Source organism: Bradyrhizobium sp. HKCCYLS3077, assembly GCF_051167555.1.
Lineage (GTDB): Bacteria > Pseudomonadota > Alphaproteobacteria > Rhizobiales > Xanthobacteraceae > Bradyrhizobium.
On sequence record NZ_JBNPTH010000006.1, the window covers coordinates 143,332 to 161,143 of the forward strand.

14 protein-coding genes are annotated in these 17,812 nt (G+C 66.4%); 8 read left to right on the forward strand and 6 right to left on the reverse strand.

The window, feature by feature from the left end; genetic code table 11:
* The first annotated feature begins 60 nt into the window (after nucleotides 1-60).
* The 3 genes from ACQR0Z_RS24115 to ppc all read left to right on the forward strand — a co-directional run bounded on the left by ACQR0Z_RS24115 (nucleotide 61) and on the right by ppc (nucleotide 5,487).
* Nucleotides 61-870, forward strand: a complete 810-nt coding sequence (locus ACQR0Z_RS24115) for a crotonase/enoyl-CoA hydratase family protein (RefSeq protein ID WP_434875322.1) — start codon at nucleotides 61-63, stop codon at nucleotides 868-870.
* A gap of 147 nt (nucleotides 871-1,017) precedes the next feature.
* The gene (locus ACQR0Z_RS24120; protein WP_434920293.1) at nucleotides 1,018-2,562 is read left to right on the forward strand and encodes an acyl-CoA synthetase; all 1,545 of its coding nucleotides are present in this window, start codon (nucleotides 1,018-1,020) and stop codon (nucleotides 2,560-2,562) included.
* 156 nt (nucleotides 2,563-2,718) lie between these two features.
* On the forward strand, nucleotides 2,719-5,487 hold the full coding sequence (gene ppc, locus ACQR0Z_RS24125; RefSeq protein WP_434920294.1) for a phosphoenolpyruvate carboxylase: 2,769 nt from the start codon (nucleotides 2,719-2,721) through the stop codon (nucleotides 5,485-5,487).
* 1,109 nt (nucleotides 5,488-6,596) lie between these two features.
* Here ppc and ACQR0Z_RS24130 read toward each other — a convergent pair.
* From ACQR0Z_RS24130 to ACQR0Z_RS24145, 4 genes are all read right to left on the reverse strand, one after another.
* On the reverse strand, nucleotides 6,597-7,712 hold the full coding sequence (locus ACQR0Z_RS24130) for an SMP-30/gluconolactonase/LRE family protein (protein WP_434920295.1): 1,116 nt from the start codon (nucleotides 7,710-7,712) through the stop codon (nucleotides 6,597-6,599).
* A 128-nt stretch (nucleotides 7,713-7,840) separates the two neighbouring features.
* Nucleotides 7,841-8,755, reverse strand: a complete 915-nt coding sequence (locus tag ACQR0Z_RS24135) for an SDR family oxidoreductase (RefSeq protein ID WP_434875326.1) — start codon at nucleotides 8,753-8,755, stop codon at nucleotides 7,841-7,843.
* Nucleotides 8,756-9,001: 246 nt separating this feature from the next.
* Entirely contained in the window at nucleotides 9,002-10,141 is a 1,140-nt protein-coding gene (locus ACQR0Z_RS24140; RefSeq protein WP_434920296.1) for a thiolase C-terminal domain-containing protein, read from the reverse strand.
* 4 nt (nucleotides 10,142-10,145) lie between these two features.
* Nucleotides 10,146-10,559, reverse strand: coding sequence for a Zn-ribbon domain-containing OB-fold protein (locus ACQR0Z_RS24145; protein WP_434858340.1), 414 nt, complete (start codon nucleotides 10,557-10,559; stop codon nucleotides 10,146-10,148).
* 192 nt (nucleotides 10,560-10,751) lie between these two features.
* Here ACQR0Z_RS24145 and ACQR0Z_RS24150 point away from each other — a divergent pair, with 192 nt between their 5' ends.
* Nucleotides 10,752-11,099 (forward strand): AtuA-related protein, encoded by a 348-nt coding sequence (locus tag ACQR0Z_RS24150; RefSeq protein WP_434920297.1) that lies wholly within the window; start codon nucleotides 10,752-10,754, stop codon nucleotides 11,097-11,099.
* A gap of 6 nt (nucleotides 11,100-11,105) precedes the next feature.
* Nucleotides 11,106-12,458 (forward strand): amidase, encoded by a 1,353-nt coding sequence (locus tag ACQR0Z_RS24155; protein ID WP_434920298.1) that lies wholly within the window; start codon nucleotides 11,106-11,108, stop codon nucleotides 12,456-12,458.
* 14 nt (nucleotides 12,459-12,472) lie between these two features.
* Here ACQR0Z_RS24155 and ACQR0Z_RS24160 read toward each other — a convergent pair whose 3' ends face one another.
* On the reverse strand, nucleotides 12,473-13,231 hold the full coding sequence (locus ACQR0Z_RS24160) for a transglycosylase domain-containing protein (protein ID WP_434920299.1): 759 nt from the start codon (nucleotides 13,229-13,231) through the stop codon (nucleotides 12,473-12,475).
* A gap of 230 nt (nucleotides 13,232-13,461) precedes the next feature.
* On the opposite strand from ACQR0Z_RS24160, the gene ACQR0Z_RS24165 reads away from it, so the two are divergent.
* The 3 genes from ACQR0Z_RS24165 (at nucleotide 13,462) to ACQR0Z_RS24175 (ending at nucleotide 16,165) form a co-directional block, all read left to right on the forward strand.
* Complete coding sequence (locus tag ACQR0Z_RS24165; RefSeq protein ID WP_434920300.1) at nucleotides 13,462-14,205, forward strand: 2OG-Fe(II) oxygenase; 744 nt, start codon at nucleotides 13,462-13,464, stop codon at nucleotides 14,203-14,205.
* Nucleotides 14,206-14,210: 5 nt separating this feature from the next.
* Nucleotides 14,211-14,864: a DNA oxidative demethylase AlkB gene (gene alkB / locus ACQR0Z_RS24170; RefSeq protein ID WP_434920301.1), complete on the forward strand. Its 654-nt coding sequence runs from the start codon at nucleotides 14,211-14,213 to the stop codon at nucleotides 14,862-14,864.
* 74 nt (nucleotides 14,865-14,938) lie between these two features.
* Nucleotides 14,939-16,165: an MFS transporter gene (locus ACQR0Z_RS24175; RefSeq protein ID WP_434920302.1), complete on the forward strand. Its 1,227-nt coding sequence runs from the start codon at nucleotides 14,939-14,941 to the stop codon at nucleotides 16,163-16,165.
* Nucleotides 16,166-16,180: 15 nt separating this feature from the next.
* Here the strand turns inward: ACQR0Z_RS24175 and ACQR0Z_RS24180 are convergent, their stop codons facing one another.
* A complete protein-coding gene (locus ACQR0Z_RS24180; RefSeq protein ID WP_434920303.1) occupies nucleotides 16,181-17,806 on the reverse strand; it encodes a thiamine pyrophosphate-dependent enzyme in 1,626 nt (541 codons plus the stop codon).
* Between the last annotated feature and the right edge of the window lie 6 nt (nucleotides 17,807-17,812).

Below are 17,812 nucleotides of genomic sequence, written 5' to 3' on the forward strand. Positions count from 1 at the left end.
CTAAACTGCTCCGACAGCCTTCTGTAAAGTCACAAAGACAATCGTGAGGAGACCGCCCCGATGGACAACCGCATCGCGATCGAGATCAAGGACGGCGTCGCCGATGTCCGCCTGGTCCGCGCCGACAAGATGAATGCGCTCGATCAGGAGATGTTCGCGGCGCTGGTCGCGGCGACCGAACGGCTGTCGAACGAGAAGGGGCTGCGCGCGGTGGTGCTGTCCGGCGAGGGCCGCGCGTTCTGCGCCGGGCTCGACATGGGCCGCTTTGCGGCGATGAAGGAGTCCGGCGGCAACGGTATCGCTGGCGGCGAGAAGCGTGACCTCACCGTTCGCACCCACGGCAAGGCGAATTTCGCCCAGCAGGCGGTATGGGGTTGGCGGCAGCTGCCGGTGCCGGTGATTGCTGCGGTGCATGGCGTCGCCTATGGCGGCGGCTTCCAGCTCGCGCTCGGCGCCGACATGCGCTACGTCGCGCCCGACACCAAGCTGTCGATCATGGAGATCAAATGGGGCCTCGTGCCCGACATGGCCGGCACGCCTGTTCTGGCGACCCTGATGCGCGACGACATCCTGCGCGAGCTGACCTATACTGGCCGCGTGTTCTCGCCGGAGGAGGGGCAGGCCTACGGCCTCGTCACCCGCATCTGCGCCGATCCGCGCGCGGCCGCGCTGGAGACGGCGCGGGAGATCGCGGGCAAGAACCCGGATGCGATCCGTGCCGCCAAGCGGATGCTGAACAATCTCTCGGTCGATCCGGGCCCGGCGCTGCTGGCGGAATCGGTCGAGCAGCAGAAGCTGATCGGCAGCCCGAACCAGTTGGAATCGGTACGAGCCAACATCGAAAAGCGCGCGCCGAAGTTTGCGGATTAGCGCGGTCGTTCCGGGATGCTCCGCAGGAGTAGACCCGGAACCTCGAGATTCTCCGGTGCGCAATTGCGCACCGTAGTTCCATGCTGCGCATCGCCCCGGAATGATCACGACACTCAAACCGACGTCAGATCGGACAAGGCAACAACAATGGAAACGTCCTCTCTTTTCTCCGGCATCATCTCCGGCGACCGTCGCCGCAGCCACCCCGACATCGCCGACCGCGCCGCGCGGATCGCCAGCGGTCTCGCGCAGCTCGGCGTGCGCCAGGGCGATTGCGTCTGCATGCTGATGCGCAACGACATCGCCTTCATCGAGGCCGCCTATGGCGCGATGCGGCTCGGCGCCTATGGCGTGCCGGTGAACTGGCATTTCAAGCCGGAGGAGATCGACTACATCCTCAAGGACTCCGCGACGCGGGTGCTGATCGGCCATGCCGATCTCTTGCACCAGCTTCGCGGTCTCATTCCACCTGGCGTCACCGTCCTCAGCGTGCCGACTCCACCGGAGATCCTGTCGAACTACAAGATCGCTGCAGACCTGCTGCAAACGCCGGACTTTGCGATCGAGCTGGAGAGCTGGCTCGCCGAGCAGCCCCCCTACGACGGTCCGCAGGTGCCGCAGCCGCAGAACATGATCTACACCTCGGGCACGACCGGACACCCGAAGGGCGTGCGCCGCAGCGCGCCGACGATCGAGCAGGCGGCCTCGGCCGAGCGGATGCGGGCGCTGATCTACGGCCTGAAGCCGGGCTCGCGGGCGCTGCTGCCGGGGCCGCTGTATCACTCGGCGCCGAACGCCTTTGGTCTCCGCGCCGGCCGGCTCGGCGGCGCGCTGGTGCTGATGCCGCGCTTCGAGCCGGAAGAGTTTCTCGCCATCATCCAGGCGGAGCGCATCGACACCATCTTCATGGTGCCGACGATGTTTATCCGGCTGATGAAGCTGCCGGAGGAGGTGCGCCGCCGCTACGACATGTCGTCGCTGCGCCATATCATCCATGCCGCCGCGCCGTGCCCGGCCGACGTCAAGCGCGCGATGATCGAATGGTGGGGGCCGGTGATCTATGAGTTTTACGGCTCGACCGAATCCGGCGCGGTGACCTTTGCCACGTCGGAGGACGCTCTGCGCAAGCCCGGCACTGTCGGCAAGGTCTCGCCGGGCGCCGAGCTGCGCTTCCTCGGCGAGGACGGCCGTGTCCTGCCGCAGGGCGAGGTCGGCGAGATCTACTCGCGCATCGCCGGCAACCCGGACTTCACCTATCACAACAAGCCGGAGAAGCGGACCGAGATCGACCGCGACGGCTTCATCACCTCCGGCGATGTCGGCTACATGGACGAAGAGGGCTACGTCTTCCTCTGCGACCGCAAGCGTGACATGGTGATCTCCGGCGGCGTCAACATCTATCCGGCCGAGATCGAGGCCGTGCTGCACGCGGTGCCCGGCGTGCACGATTGCGCCGTGTTCGGCATCCCCGACGCGGAGTTCGGCGAGGCGCTGATGGCCGTCGTCGAGCCGCAGCCGGGTGTGGTGCTGGACACCGGCGAGATCAAGGCGCGGCTGAAAGCCTCCCTGGCCGACTACAAGGTGCCCAGGCACATCGAAATCCAGGGCCAATTGCCGCGCGAGGACTCCGGCAAGATCTTCAAGCGGCGGCTGCGCGATCCCTATTGGGAACGGGCGGGGCGGCAGATCTGATGCGACCGTCAAGGACAGGAGGTGAGCGTCGCATTCAATAAGGCAGCCGACGCCTCTTTCTTGATCTTGCGCTGCGGTACGGATACGGCAGACTGACCCGTAAATGGGCAGCTGCTGGAGAGCGCATCCATGTCGCCGCAAGCCATACAAGATGTCATGCCAGAGGAAATCCGTCCCAATCGCGCCGCCGAGGCGCAGGCCATGGAGGAGGACGCGCGGCTCCGCGACGATATCCGCCTGCTCGGCCGCATCCTCGGCGACACCGTCCGCGACCAGGAGGGCGCCGATGTGTTCGACCTCGTCGAACTGATACGCCAGACCTCGGTGCGCTTCCACCGCGACGAGGACCGCCAGGCGCGGCGCGAACTGGAGCAGATCCTCGATGGCATGAGCACGGCCGAGACCGTCCGCATCGTCCGCGCCTTCAGCTATTTCTCGCACCTCGCCAACATTGCCGAGGACCAGAACAACATCCGCCGCATGCGCGCCAAGAGCGACGGCAATGGCGGCGCAGGGATGCTGGCGGCGACGCTGGCGCATGCCAAGTCGGCCGGGTTCGAGGCCGCCGAACTGCGCAAGTTCTTCTCGACCGCGCTCGTCAGCCCCGTCCTCACCGCGCACCCGACCGAGGTGCGGCGCAAGAGCACGATGGACCGCGAGATGGAGGTCGCGATGCTGCTCGACCGCCGCGAGCGGATGCAGCTGACCCCGGACGAGCGAGAGGCCAATGACGAGGCGCTGCGCCGCGCGGTGCTGACCCTGTGGCAGACCAATTTGCTGCGCCGGACCAAGCTGACCGTGCTCGACGAGGTCACCAACGGCCTGTCGTTCTACGACTACACCTTCCTGCGCGAAGTGCCGCGGCTGCTGTGCACCCTGGAGGACCGGCTGAATGACGGCGCCGAGGTCGCGGGCGACCTTGCGTCCTTCCTGCGCATGGGCAGCTGGATCGGCGGCGACCGCGACGGCAATCCGTTCGTCACCGCCGAGGTGATGCGCGGCACGCTCAAGCTGCAGTCGAGCCTGGCGCTGCACTATTATCTCGAAGAGCTGCATCGGCTCGGCAGCGAGCTGTCGATGGCGGCCCATCTCGCCGATGTCTCCGAGGAGCTGCGTGTGCTCGCCGAGCGCTCGCCCGACACGTCGCCTCATCGCAGTGGCGAGCCGTATCGGCTGGCGGTGTCGGGCATCTACGCGCGCCTCGCAGCCACCGCGAAAAAGCTTGGCATCCAGATCAGCCGCCTGCCGGTGGCGGCGGTGGCGCCCTATGACAGCGTCAAGCAGCTGCAGGACGATCTCGACGTGCTGCATCGCTCGCTGATCGCCAACAATGCCGAGGTGATCGCGCGCGGCCGCCTGCGGATGCTGCGGCGTGCCGTCGACTGCTTCGGCTTCCATCTGGCGCGGCTCGACATCCGCCAGAACTCGGCGGTGCATGAGCGCACGGTGGCCGAGCTGATCGATACCGCGATGCCCGGCATGTCCTATCTGGCGCTCAGCGAGGATGCGCGTGTCAGCCTGCTGGTCAGCGAGCTGCGTAACGCGCGCCCGCTGGTGTCGCAATTCGTCAAGTACAGCGACGAGACCATCGGCGAGCTCGATCTGTTCCGCGCCGCGGCCGAGGCGCACGCCACGTTCGGCGCCGACGTCATCTCTCAGTGCATCATCTCGATGTGCAAGGGCATGTCGGACATGCTCGAGGTCGCGCTGCTCCTGAAGGAGGTCGGCCTGATCGATCCTTCCGGCCGCTGCGCGGTCAACATCGTGCCGCTGTTCGAGACCATCGAAGATCTGCAGGCCTCCAGCGGCATCATGGATCGGATGCTGGCGCTGCATGATTATCGCCGCCTGGTCGACAGCCGCGGCGCCGTGCAGGAGGTGATGCTCGGCTATTCCGACAGCAACAAGGACGGCGGCTTCGTCACCTCGGGCTGGGAGCTCTACAAGGCCGAGATCGGGCTGGTCGAGATCTTCGAGCGCCACGGCATCCGGCTCCGGCTGTTCCACGGCCGCGGCGGCTCGGTCGGCCGCGGCGGCGGCCCGAGCTATGACGCCATCATCGCCCAGCCCGGCGGCGCGGTGAACGGCCAGATCCGGATCACGGAGCAGGGCGAGATCATCTCCAGCAAGTACTCCAACGCCGAGGTCGGCCGTTATAATTTGGAGATCCTGGCCGCGGCGACGTTGGAAGCCAGCCTGCTGCACCCGCGGCAGCCGGCGCCGAAGCCCGAATATCTCACCGCCATGGACCGGCTCTCCGAACTCGCCTTCAAAGCCTATCGCGGCCTGGTCTACGAGACCGACGGCTTCGTCGACTATTTCTGGGCCTCGACCGTGATCAACGAGATCGCGACGCTCAACATCGGCAGCCGTCCGGCGTCGCGCAAGAAGACCCGCGCGATCGAGGATCTGCGCGCCATCCCCTGGGTGTTCTCCTGGGCGCAGTGCCGGCTGATGCTGCCGGGCTGGTACGGCTTCGGCAGCGCCGTCGAGACCTGGATCGCGGAGAATCCGGAGCAGGGCATGCCGTTCCTGCGCGAGCTCAATCGCGAATGGCCGTTCTTCCGCATGCTGCTGTCGAACATGGACATGGTGCTCGCCAAGAGCTCGATCGCCATCGCCTCGCGTTATGCGGAGCTGGTGCCGGACGAGGGCTTGCGCGAAAAGATCTTTGGCCGCATCCGCCGCGAATGGAATCTGGTGATCGAGACGCTGCTCGACATCACCGGCCAGGAGCGTCTGCTGCAGGGCAACCCGCTGCTGGAGCGCTCGGTCCGCAACCGCTTTCCGTATCTCGATCCGCTCAACCACGTTCAGGTCGAGCTGTTGAAGGCGCACCGCGCGCAAAACCCGGACGAGCAGGTGCTGCGCGGCATCCAGCTGACCATCAACGGTATCTCGGCGGGCTTGCGGAATACGGGGTAGGCCCCGATCGCAGCCGCGGCCTCGCTGTCGTCCCGGCCTAGTGCGCAATTGCGCACGCGGCGCCGGGACCCATACCCCCAGGGAGGAGTTTGGGGCAGGCGTGTGGTTGGCATCTCGCACGTCACGTCTGCTGCGGCGTATGGGTCCCGGGTCGGCGCCACGATGCGCTTCGCGCATCGCGGCTTGCCCGGGACGACGACGGTGGGGCGGGCGAATTCACGGCTCAAACAGCAATTAAGACATACGATCTCGTTCCCGCTGCGCGTCGCGCCCGAGCTCTTGCGATCTGTTCGTCCCTCACAATTGTGCAAGGGCGCGGGGAATGCCGGGTGAAGGCCTCACCCATGGCCCGCCTGCAACAAGAAAAGCAGGCGGCAGTCACCACAGGTTCAGCCGAACATCCGGCATTCCCCGCGCGATGTCTTCACGCTTATACGCGATCTCCCCGGTGTGCCGGCTCGTAGACACCGTCGCCCGTGCGATGCGTAGGCACCACACGAACTTGACGCCTGCATCGGGGCGCCAGGACCACGCGATTTCACGTCCGCAACAGCGCCGTTCGTCCGCGCATCCGTGAAGACACGCTGCGGCTCCATGCGGCCATCGCATCCCCGCCTCGCGTGTCGTGACGATCGCGCGCTACGCCCCTTGCTTGAGGCGGGATGGGGAGAGAAAAGCATGAATTCCGAAAAATAGCAATAAGATTATTTTTAATAGAAGTTAGTACGGGGCCCATGAAGCTGTTGCCAAGACCAGAGCTCGGTCGCCATGAAGCGCGTCCCACGTTACAGCACACTTTCACCCCTCACCCTGAGGAGCGCGCCACTTGGCGCGCGTCTCGAAGGGCGAGGCCCGGTCTGGGCCTCATGGTTCGAGACGCGCCGCCATGCAGACCGTCTCTGATGGCACGATCGGGGCACGGCGCTCCTCACCATGAGGATCTGGTATCCAAGGGGTCCTGCATACCGACCAATGAACACGCCGAGAGGCGTGTTCATTGAACCAACTTCGAAGCCGGCGTGCTCGTGGAGAGAGGCGGCAGATGATCATGTCGGGCGCGCGCTGACGTGAGGCGTACGAGCAGCGCGCGCCGGGGGCAGCAGCCCGACCTAACAGATATGCGCGCCCTGCGTCTCCACATACACCGCATACAGCGATTGGCTCGCCGTCATGAACAGGCGGTTGCGCTTCTTGCCGCCGAAGCAGACGTTGGCGCAGATCTCGGGCAGCTTGATCTGGCCGATGCGCTGGCCATCGGGCGCGAAGATGTGGACGCCGTCATAGCCTTCGCCGACCCAGCCGGCGCCGACCCAGAGGTTGCCGTCGATGTCGACGCGCAGGCCGTCCGGGAAGCCGGACTTGCCGTCGAGCGTCATGTCGACCAGTGGCTTGCCGTTGGAAAGCTTGTCGCCGTTGATGTCGTATTGCCAGACCACGTTCTTGGCATTCGGATAGTGCGTGATGCCGGTGTCGCAGACATAGAGCTTCTTGTAGTCGTGGCTGAAGGCGATGCCGTTCGGCTTGAACGGCTCATCCGCCACTTTCGTCACTGCGCCGGACTGCGCGTCGACGCGATAGACTGCCTCCTTCTGGAACGGCTGGTTGGAGCCGTTGCGGACGTTCTGGCCTTCGTAGAGGTTGATCGAGCCGTAGCCGGGATCGGTGAACCAGATCGACTTGTCGGCGGGATTGACGACCATGTCGTTCGGGCCGTTTAGCGGCTTGTCGTTGGCCTTCTCGGCGAGCACCGTCACCGTGCCGTTGTGCTCGAAGCGGACGAGGCGGGTGCGCTCCGCGGTGATCTGCCGTCCCTCGTAGTCGAATGTGTTGCCGTTCGACTCGTTGGAGGGCTTGCGGAACTGCTGCGAGATGTGGCCGTCGTCGTCGAGATAGCGGAGCTGCCGATTGTTGGGGATGTCGCTCCAGACGAGATACTGGCCCTGCGTGTTCCACGCCGGTCCTTCCGCCCACAGGCAGCCGGTGAACAGGCGCTTGATGACGGTGTTGCCGACCTTGGCCTTGAAGCGCTTCTCGTCGATCACGACGATGTCGGGATCGGGATAGCGCTGCGGCTGCGCGCCCGGTCCGTAGTCACGCGCCACGGCGGGCGAGACGGCCGCAGCGGCGGCGGCAAAGCCGGCGACACCCTTGAGGAGCGTGCGCCGGTCGAAGCGATCAGCTTCGGCCGGCACGTCCTTGATGAGATCGTGTCGTGAATTCGTCATGGTTTCCTCCAAACGTTTTTTGTTGGGAGGCGACCATACGACGGAATCGTGGCTTTCCGCGGGTTGTTCGGATAAAAAACAACTTGAGAGTGTTTGCGCTGCGAAGACTATTTTGCGCGCTGCAAATCTCAGATCGGATCCCAGCCGAAGATATCCGCCGAACGATCGAGCTTGTAGAACGACGGCTTCAGCGCCGGCATGCCGTGCTCGGCGATGGTCTGGGGCGTCCAGCCTTCGCCGCGATGCACCGAGCGCAGCGGACGCGACTGGCCCATCAGGAAGATCTCGTTCATGCGCACGGCAAAGATCTGGCCGGTGACGTCCTTCGAGGCATCGCCCAGCAGATAGGCGACGACCGGCGCGATCTTCTCCGGCCCCATCCGCTTCATCCGTTCGACGCGCTCCTTCTCGGCCTCGGTCTCCGCCGGAATGGTGCCGATCATGCGGCTCCAGGCGAACGGAGAGACGCAGTTGGAGCGGACGTTGAAGCGGCCCATGTCGAGTGCGATCGACTTCGACAGGCCGACGATGCCGAGCTTGGCGGCGGCGTAGTTGGCCTGACCATAATTGCCGATCAGGCCTGAGGTCGAGGTGAAGTGCACGAAGGAGCCGCTCTCCTGCTCGCGGAACAGCCGCGCTGCGGAGTGAGACACGTAGAACGAGCCCATCAGGTGCACCTTGATGACGGCCTCGAACGCCTCGATGCTCATCTTGTGGAAGATCATGTCGCGCAGGATGCCGGCGTTGTTGACGACGCCGTCGAGCTTGCCGAAATGATCGGTGGCGGCCTTGACGATCTTGCTGGCCGGGATCGCTTCCGACACGGACTCGAAATTCGCGACCGCCGTGCCGCCGGCCTTGCGGATCTCCTCGACCACTTCCTCCGCGGGGGCAGCGCTGGTGCCCGAGCCGTCGGAGGCCACGCCGGGATCGTTGACCACGACCTTGGCGCCCTCGGCGGCGCACAGCAGCGCGATCTCGCGCCCGATGCCGCGGCCGGCGCCGGTGACGATGATGACTTTGTCCTGGAGCGATTTGGTCATGAGAGTTTCCTTGGCTGGATGTGTGTTGTTACCTCGCCCGCCGCAGGGGGGGGGCGATGTTTAGCGGTTGGGGCCTCATGGTTCGAGACGCGCCGAAGAGGCGCTCCTCACCATGAGGGTTGAGATCTCTCCCAGGTATCAGTTCTCTTTCCGCGAAATCAGTCCTCGTCCTGAGGAGCCCGCCGAAGGCGGGCGTCTCGAAGGACGTTGGAGGCTTTGCTGAATGCCACGAACTGTCCCGCGTCGTTACCTCTCGTTGGTGAAGATGATCGTGCCCGATGCGGCGAACATGCCGCCGACGCCGTGGCACACGGAAATTTTCGCATTCGGCACCTGCGCCGGCGCGATGCCGCGCATCTGGCGGACGCTCTCCTGCAGCGCGTACATGCCGTACATGCCCGAATGCATGTAGGACAGGCCGCCGCCATTGGTGTTGAGCGGCAGCTTGCCGCCGGGCCGCGTGTGGCCGGCGGCGATGAACGGGCCGGTCTCCTCGTGCGGCATGAAGCCGAGATCGCCAAGGCCGAACAGCGGCAGATGCGCGAACGCGTCGTAGATCATGAGGTGATCGACATCGGCATGATCGATGCCGGCTTCCTTGAAGGCGAGGGGGCCCGCGACCTTAAAGGCGCGCGACGAGGTAAAGGTCTCCATCTGGCTGACCATCGGCGTCTCCACGCTCTCGCCGGTGCCGAGAATGTACACGGGCTTGCGGGGAAAATCGCGGGCGCGATCGGCCGAGGTCAGGATCAGCGCGCCGCCGCCGTCGGTGACGAGGCAGCATTGCAAGAGGCGGAACGGATAGGCGATCATGCGAGAGTTCAGCACGTCCTCGACCGTGATCGGGTCCTTCATCATGGCGCGCGGATTCTTCGCCGCCCACTCGCGCTGCACGACGGCCACCATCGCGAGCTGCTCATGGGTGATGCCGTAGGTCTTCATGTAGCGCAGCACGGGGATCGGAAACATGCTGGGCGGACCGTAGACGCCGAACGGCGCCTCGAACTGGCCTTGCAAACTGTCGGCGGGAATCGAGCGCGGCAGCTTGCCGATCATCGACTTGCCGCTTTCGGCATGGGTGATCAGCACGGTCTTGCACAGCCCGGCCTCGATCGCCGCCGCGGCGTGACGGACGTGCAGCATGAAGGAGCAGCCGCCGACCGAGGTGCCGTCGACCCAGGTCGGGGTGATGCCGAGATAGTGGCACATCTGCTGCGGCGTCTCGACGGCGGTGGCGAAGCCGTCGATGTCCGACAGCTTCAGTCCGGCATCGGCGATCGCGTTCAGCGCCGCATCCGCATGCAGCTGGATCTGCGACATGTTCGGGATGACGCCGAGCTCGGTGGTCTCGGCCGCACCGACAACAGCAACCTGGTTACGACGCATGGCGTTATCCTTTCGCCGGTCGGAACAGGGGTAAAGTGATCTGGTCGTCGAGCGGCTCGAAGGTGACTTCGAGCGGCATGTCGAGCTCCAGCGCCTCCGGCGTCTGCGGGCAGCCGGTGATGTTGCTCATCATCCGCGGACCTTCCTCCAGCGCGACGACGGCGATCGCGTAGGGCGGCGTGAAGCCGGGCGCGGCCGGGCGATGGTTGATGACGTAGCTGTAGAGCGTGCCTTTGCCAGAGGCCTTGAAGATACTGACCTTGCGGCTGGCGCAGGACGGGCAGAACGGCCGCGGCGGAAAGTAGACGTGATCGCAGGCGTCGCAGCGTTGCAGCCGCAATTCGCCGGCGCGTGTGCCGTCCCAGAAATGCTGGGTCTCCGGCGTCGGCTTGGGGCGTGCGCGCATCGGCTCGGCCATCCCGGTGATCCTCCCGTGAGGCGGGCTCCGTCGCCCGCTGCTTTGCTGGTTTGATGCGCCATTTGGCGAGGGGGCGTCAACGGTCCATCGCGCCGCGCATGCGGCTCTCCCGCAGGCGCAGAGGTGTTTTTCGGAGGCAATTGCCGCCCGATGAAAATTGGTCTTTGATGCTGTCACATGATCGGAGGCGAGATGAAGCTGCGTGATATCGCCCATTCCAGGACCGGCGACAAAGGGGACATGTCGAACATCTCGGTCATCGCCTATGATCCCAGGCACTATCCGCTGCTGCTCGCAGAGGTGACGGCGGAGCGGGTCAGGGCGCACTTTGCCGGCATTGTCTGGGGGGAGGTGGTCCGCTATGAGCTGCCCAACATCGCGGCGCTGAACTTCGTGATGAGCCGGGCGCTCGGCGGCGGGGTGACTCGCTCGCTGGCGCTGGATGCGCACGGCAAGTCGCTGAGTTCCGCGCTGCTCGATCTCGATATTCCGGCTGATGCCGCTGACCGAAGTGCTGACCCCAGTCTAGACCCAAGTTAGGATGCCATGACCGCTGCCAATCCGACCCTCGCCGCGCTCGCTGACGATCTCGCCGCGGGACGCACGACCTCGCGCAAGCTGGTCGAGGACTGTCTCGCCCGCATCGCCGATCCCGCCGGCGAGGGCCAGCGCGCCTTTATTCACGTCGACAAGGACGCGGCGCTTTCGGCCGCCGACGGCATGGACGCGCTGCGCAAGGCCAATGCGGCGCCGTCGCCCTATGCGGGCATTCCCGTCTCGATCAAGGACCTGTTCGACATCAGGGGCCAGGTGACCCGCGCCGGCTCGCGCGCGCTGGAGGATTCGGCCCCGGCCGAGGCCGATGCGCCCGCGGTGGCGCGGCTGCGCAAGGCGGGCTTCGTCGTGATCGGCCGCACCAACATGACCGAGTTCGCCTATTCCGGCATCGGCATCAACCCGCATTACGGCACGCCGAAGAGCGCGTGGAAGCGCGAGGTCGGCTACGTGCCCGGCGGCTCGTCGTCGGGCGCCGCGGTCTCCGTCGCCGATCGCATGGCCTTTGGCGCGCTCGGCACCGACACCGGCGGCTCCTGCCGCATCCCCGCGGCGTTCAACGGCATCACCGGCTACAAGCCGACGCAGTCGCGCGTGCCGCTCGACGGCGGCGTGCCGCTGTCGACCACGCTCGACAGCTTTGGCCCGCTCGCCAACACGGTGGCGTGCTGCGCGGTGCTCGATTCCGTCTTGGCCGACGAGCCGATCCGTCCGCTGGCTGCGCGTCCGGTGAAGGGGCTGCGGCTCGCGGTGCCGACGACCATCGTGCTCGATGAGCTCGATGCCGAAGTGGCCGCAACGTTCGAGCGCGCGCTGGAAACGCTGTCGCGCCAGGGCGCGCTGATCGAGCGCATCGAATTCCCGGAGTTTCTCGATGTCGGCGTCATCGGCATGAAGGGCGGCTTCGCCGCCGCCGAGAGCTATGCCTGGCATCGCTTCCTGCTCACGGCGAAGGGCGACGTCTACGATCCGCGAGTGTCCGTGCGCATCCTGCGCGGCGAGGCGATCACGGTGCCGGACTACATCGAGATGCTCAACGCCCGCCGCTCCCTGGTGACGCGCGCCGCCGCGCGCATCGCGCCCTATGACGCGCTGGTGATGCCGACCACCGCGAACGCGCCGCCGAAAATCGCCGATCTCGCCGACGACGCCGCCTTCGCGCGGGAAAACATCCGTGCGCTGCGCAACTGCACCTTCATCAACATGATCGACGGCTGCGCCATCTCGCTGCCGGCGCATCGCCACGGCGAGGTCCCGGTCGGCCTGATGCTGGCGCAGTCCGGCGGCCAGGACCGCAAGCTGCTGGAGATCGCAGCCGGGGTCGAGGGCGTGGTGCGGGGCTGAAGCGTGGCGAGCGCTCAGGGTTTGCGCGGCGGTACCGCGAGGACGGGCAAGGGCGCGGCCTTGGCGGCGGTCGCCTGGGCCTCGTCAATGAGACCGGCTGACAGCATCTTGTCGAGGATGTAGTTGCGCCACTCGCTGTCGCGTTCAGAGGGCCTCGGCCATCGGAAACGCGTGATCAGCAGGGCGATTTCGTCGACGTCGAGGCTTGCGAGGGATTTGCCGAAATGCGCGGTTGCCGCCGCTGCGACACCATAGGTGTTGTAGCCGACATAGCTGTCGTTCAGGTAGGACTCCAGGATACGCTCGCGCGACAAGGTCCGCTCCAGACGACTCATGAAGACGAGGCTTCCGATGTGCCAATCAGCGCTGTGGCAACAGTCTGGAGCCAGGACATGCAGGCAATGGCGGGTGACCGCAAACGTGATCCTGGTATCGGGCCGTCCGTCACCCTTGACAATGGCTGCCGCCATCGCCGGCAGAACGAGATTGGGCCGCGTCTGAAAGTCCGGTCCGGTCGATGCGATAATAGCCTGGCGTAGCAGCGGAGGCATGTCGGCCAGCGCGACGTAGGGCGATCCCGCTTCGAGCGGACAAAGATGGCCGGTGGCAGGAAGCGCTGCGATCTCGGCCTCAGTGGGGACGCCAAGATGATATTCGGCGTACCATATTGCGTAGCCTTCGGCGTAGAGCAGCAGCACGACCGCGAGCGAGAGCACGGCCAGGATCGACTTTCCGAGCAGGATGAGGAAGCGCTGGTTGCGTGGACGGTGCATCGTCAGAAGATTGGTTCCGCCCGAAGCGTTTCGGTTCATCCGGACGTACCGGCGCGATGAGGCCAGAGCGTCAGGAAACGGGTGGCTGACGCTGGCCCTTCTGTCGCATCCTCGTCATTCCGGGATGCGCGCCCTTGCGCGCAGGCCCGGAATCCATAACCACCATCGTGAGTATGGATTCCGGGCTCGTCGCTGCGCGCCGCCCCGGAATGACAGCTGGGATCAAGTTTATGGCCAGACTCGAGCAGGCAGTGCCCGACCTCAATCCGGCCGTCGCGACCGGGATCGATGCGATCGACTGGACGGTGGCTGAACGCGACCTCGACGCCAGCGGCTGCGCCGTGTTGCCGCAACTGCTCTCGGCCGACGCGTGCCGCACGCTGGCATCGTTGTATCCGGACGACCGCCGTTTCCGCAACCGCGTGATCATGGCGCGGCACGGCTTCGGGCGCGGCGAGTACAAATATTTCAGCTATCCGTTGCCGGAGCCGATCGCGCGGCTGCGGCCGCTTCTCTATGCGCAACTGGTCGGCATCGCCAACCGCTGGAACGCGACGATGGGCATCGCCGTTCGTTACCCCGACGCGCATGCCGATTTTCTCGCCCGCTGCCATGCCGCCGGCCAGACGCGGCCGACGCCGTTGCTGCTGCAATATGACGAAGGCGACTACAATTGCCTGCACCAGGATCTCTATGGCGAGCACGTGTTTCCGTTGCAGGTCGCGATCCTCCTGTCCGAGCCCGGGCGCGATTTCGAGGGCGGCGAGTTCGTGCTGACGGAGCAGCGGCCGCGCATGCAGTCGCGCGCCGAGGTGGTGCCGCTTCGGCAGGGCGATGCCGTGGTGTTTGCGGTCCACAATCGCCCCGTGCAGGGCACGCGCGGCAGCTACCGGGTCAATATGCGCCACGGCGTCAGCCGGCTGCGCGCCGGCCGGCGGCATACGCTGGGGGTGATCTTTCATGATGCGAAGTGAGGCGCATGACGGCTGATCTGTTCGATGGGCTTGAAACGCCGGCTCCGGCGCGCGAACCGCTCGCGCCCGGCGCGATGCTGCTGCGCGGCTTCGCGCGGCCTGATGAGGTCGAGCTGCTTGCCGCGATCGCGGCGATCACCGCGCAGGCGCCGTTCCGCCGCATGATCACGCCGGGCGGCCATCAGATGTCGGTGGCGATGACCAACTGCGGCCCGTTTGGCTGGGTGACGGACCGCAGCGGCTATCGCTATGATGCCGTCGACCCGGAGAGCGGGCAGCCCTGGCCGGCGATGCCGCCGCTGTTGCGTGAGCTTGCCGAGAATGCCGCGAGAGAGGCTGGCTTTCCAGGCTTCGCGTCAGATGCCTGCCTCATCAACCGCTATGAGCCCGGCGCGAAGATGTCGCTGCATCAGGACCGCGACGAGCGCGACGTCGGCGCGCCGATCGTGTCGGTGTCGCTCGGCCTCCCCGCCACGTTCCTGTTCGGTGGCCTCAAGCGCACCGACAAGGCGCAGCGTCATCGCCTGGCCCATGGCGACGTCGTCGTCTGGGGCGGGCCGGCGCGGCTCGCTTTTCACGGCGTCGCGCCGCTTGCCGACGGCGAGCACGCCTTGCTCGGCAGCCGGCGCATCAACCTGACGTTTCGCCGCGCGCGGTAATCCCGGCCGCTCTGTGACCTCGCGCATTTTGCAATGCGCGGCCCGCGCTCTATGCTGCGCGCGGGAGAGGGGCCATGACGACTGTCGAACTTGCGGACGAGCGCGCGCCGGCTGCGACGCGGCTCGGACTTCACCTCGCGCTGCTGCAGCTGGTCTTCAGCCTGCTGTGGACCACCTATGTGATCTATCTGCCCAAGCTCGCGGCGCAGGCCGGCATCGCGCCATCAGCCGTGATCCTGATCCTGATGCTGGACCAGGCGATCTTCACGCTGTCGGATACGGCGATGGGCCTCGCCGCCGATCGCATCGGGCCGCTCGCCAGCCGCTTCGGCGTCTTCATCGCACTCGTCACGGCGGTATCCTGCGGCGCGTTCGTCGCGCTGCCGTTCGTGGCGGCCACCGCCGGTCCGGCCGCCTTCATCGGACTGATCGTGGTGTGGGCGCTGACGTCGTCGGTGCTGCGGGCGCCGCCTCTCACTCTGCTCGGGCGCTACGCCGCGCGCCCGGCCGTGCCGTTCCTGGTGGCGCTGGTGATGCTCGGCTATGGCGTGGCCGGCGCGGTGTCACCTTATCTCGGCGTGATCATGCGCGATTATGACGCCCGGCTGCCGTTCATCATTTCCTCCGTCGTGCTGCTGCTGACCGCGCTCGGCCTCTCACGTGTCGCGCAGGCCGGCGGTCCGGCCGCGGCGCCGATGGCGGCCGAGGCCGCGCCGAAGCCGCTGCGCGGGTTGCCGCTGCTGTTCATCGGCGCAATGGTGATCCTCGCGCTCGGCTACCAGCTGCATTTCAGCATCAACAGCGCGGCGTTCTATCTGCGCTTCGCCAAGCCGGAGGATCTGCCCTGGCTGATGCCGGTGTTCTGGATCGGCTTCAATCTCGTGCTGTTTCCGGCGAGCGTGGTCGTCAAGCATCGCGGCGGCCTGATCGTGATGGGCATCGCCGGCCTGCTCGGCGCGATCGCGATCGTGATCGCCGAACTCGCGGGCGCGCTCACGGTGCTGATCGTGGCGCAGTTCATCGCCGGCGCCGCCTGGGGCTGCATGATGATGAGCGCGATGTCGGCGGCGCTGGCGATCGGCTCGACCGGGGCCGAAGGCAAGGTGACCGGGCTGGTGTTCTCGGCGCTGGCGCTCGCCACCTTCGCGCGGATCGCCGCCGTCGCCGGCGGCCTGCAGAAATTGCCCGACTATGCGCCGCTGGTGCAATGGGCGCCGGTCGCCTGCTGGTTCGTGGCCGGCGCCGGCCTGCTGGTGATGGCCGCAGCCGGATGGCAGGGACGCCGCGCGTCCCCGCCGTGAGATCCTTAAGCGCCCTCAGGGCTTCGCCGGGTGGATGAAGGCCCAGGGCGAGACCTCGCTGTCGCGGGGCACCTCGATATCGATCAGATAGGGGCCTCCATGCGCGAGCGCCTTCTCCAGCGCCGCCTTGAATTGCCCCGGCGCGGTGACGCGGCTCGCGGCAACACCGAACGACTCCGCGAGCTTGACGAAATCCGGATTGACGAGGTCGGAGGCGACGACGCGGCCGTCGAAGCGCTCGCGCTGGTCGCGCCGGACATTGCCGTAGGAGTTGTTGTTGAACACCAGGGTCACGACGCCGATGTTGTACTGCACGGCGGTCGCCAGTTCCTGCACCGCGAACATGAATCCGCCATCGCCGGTGATCGCGACCACCGGCTTGTCGGGATGCGCGACCTTGGCGCCGAGCGCCGTCGGGAAGCCGGCGCCGAGCGTGCCCTGATAGCCCGAGGTGATGAAGGTGCGCGGCTGGTAGACCGGGAAGCCGTACCAGGAGGCGAAGCCGACCTGCGACAATTCGTCGGTGACGATGGCGTCATGCGGCAGCACCTCGCGCAGCACGTTCAGATAGGCCATCTGCGGCTGCACCTTCTGGATCTCCTGCAAGGTGGCCGCGGTCGCTTCGCGAATGGCCGCGCGGCGGCTCGAGGTCTTGCGATACCGGGTCTTACTGACGGCCGCCGAAAGCGCGGCCGTGCCGGCCTTGGCATCGGCGACGATGCCGGCATCCACGATCAGGCGCCGCATCTCGGCGGGATCGATGTCGATGCGGATCGACTTCAAGCCGTCCGGCTTGAACGGCCAGCGGAAGGTCGTCGGTAGCTCCATGCGCGTGCCGATGCCGATCATCAGGTCGGTGGTCGGCCACAGCTTGTAGGCCGCGGCCATGGTGAGCCCGAGCTCATGCGCGTTGGAGACGATGCCGCGTCCCGAGCGGAACGCGACGACCGGGGCGTCGATCATCTCGGCGAGTTCGAGGATCTCCTCGCGCGCCTCGATCGCGCCGGAGCCGACGAAGATCATCGGCGCCTTGGCGCCTGCGATCAGCGCGGCCGCCTTGGCGATGCGGTCGGGATCGGGCTGCGGCGGCGTGAACGGCGCGAGCGGCTTCGCTGCTGACGTCTCGGCCCTCTGCGTGAACACGTCCCACGGCATTTCCAGCGCGGCCGGGCCGCGCCGGCCCGACAGCATTTCCTGGAAGCCGCGCGACACGAGCGTCGTCGCGCTGTCGGGATATTCGATGCGCTCGGCCCATTTCACGAAGGTGCGCAAGGTCGCGAGCTGGTCAGGCATCTCGTGCAGATGGCCACGGCCGCGGCCGAGATAGTCGGTCGGCACCTGGCCGGTCAGGCACAGCACCGGCTCGTTGCAGCCGAAGGCGGTGAGCAGCGCCGCACCGGCATTGAGCACGCCGGGGCCGGGGACGACGCTGAACACGCCGGGCTTGCCGCTGGCGCGCGCATAGCCGAACGCCATGTAGCCGCAGGCCTGCTCGTGGCGCGCGCCGACGACCTTGAGCTGCGCCTGATGAAAGGCGTCGAACAGGCCGTAGACCTGCGCGCCGGGCAGGCCGAACACGGTGTCGACGCCGTGGGCGACGAGCCCGCTGACGATGGCTTCGCCGCCGGTCATGGTGGTCATGCTGAA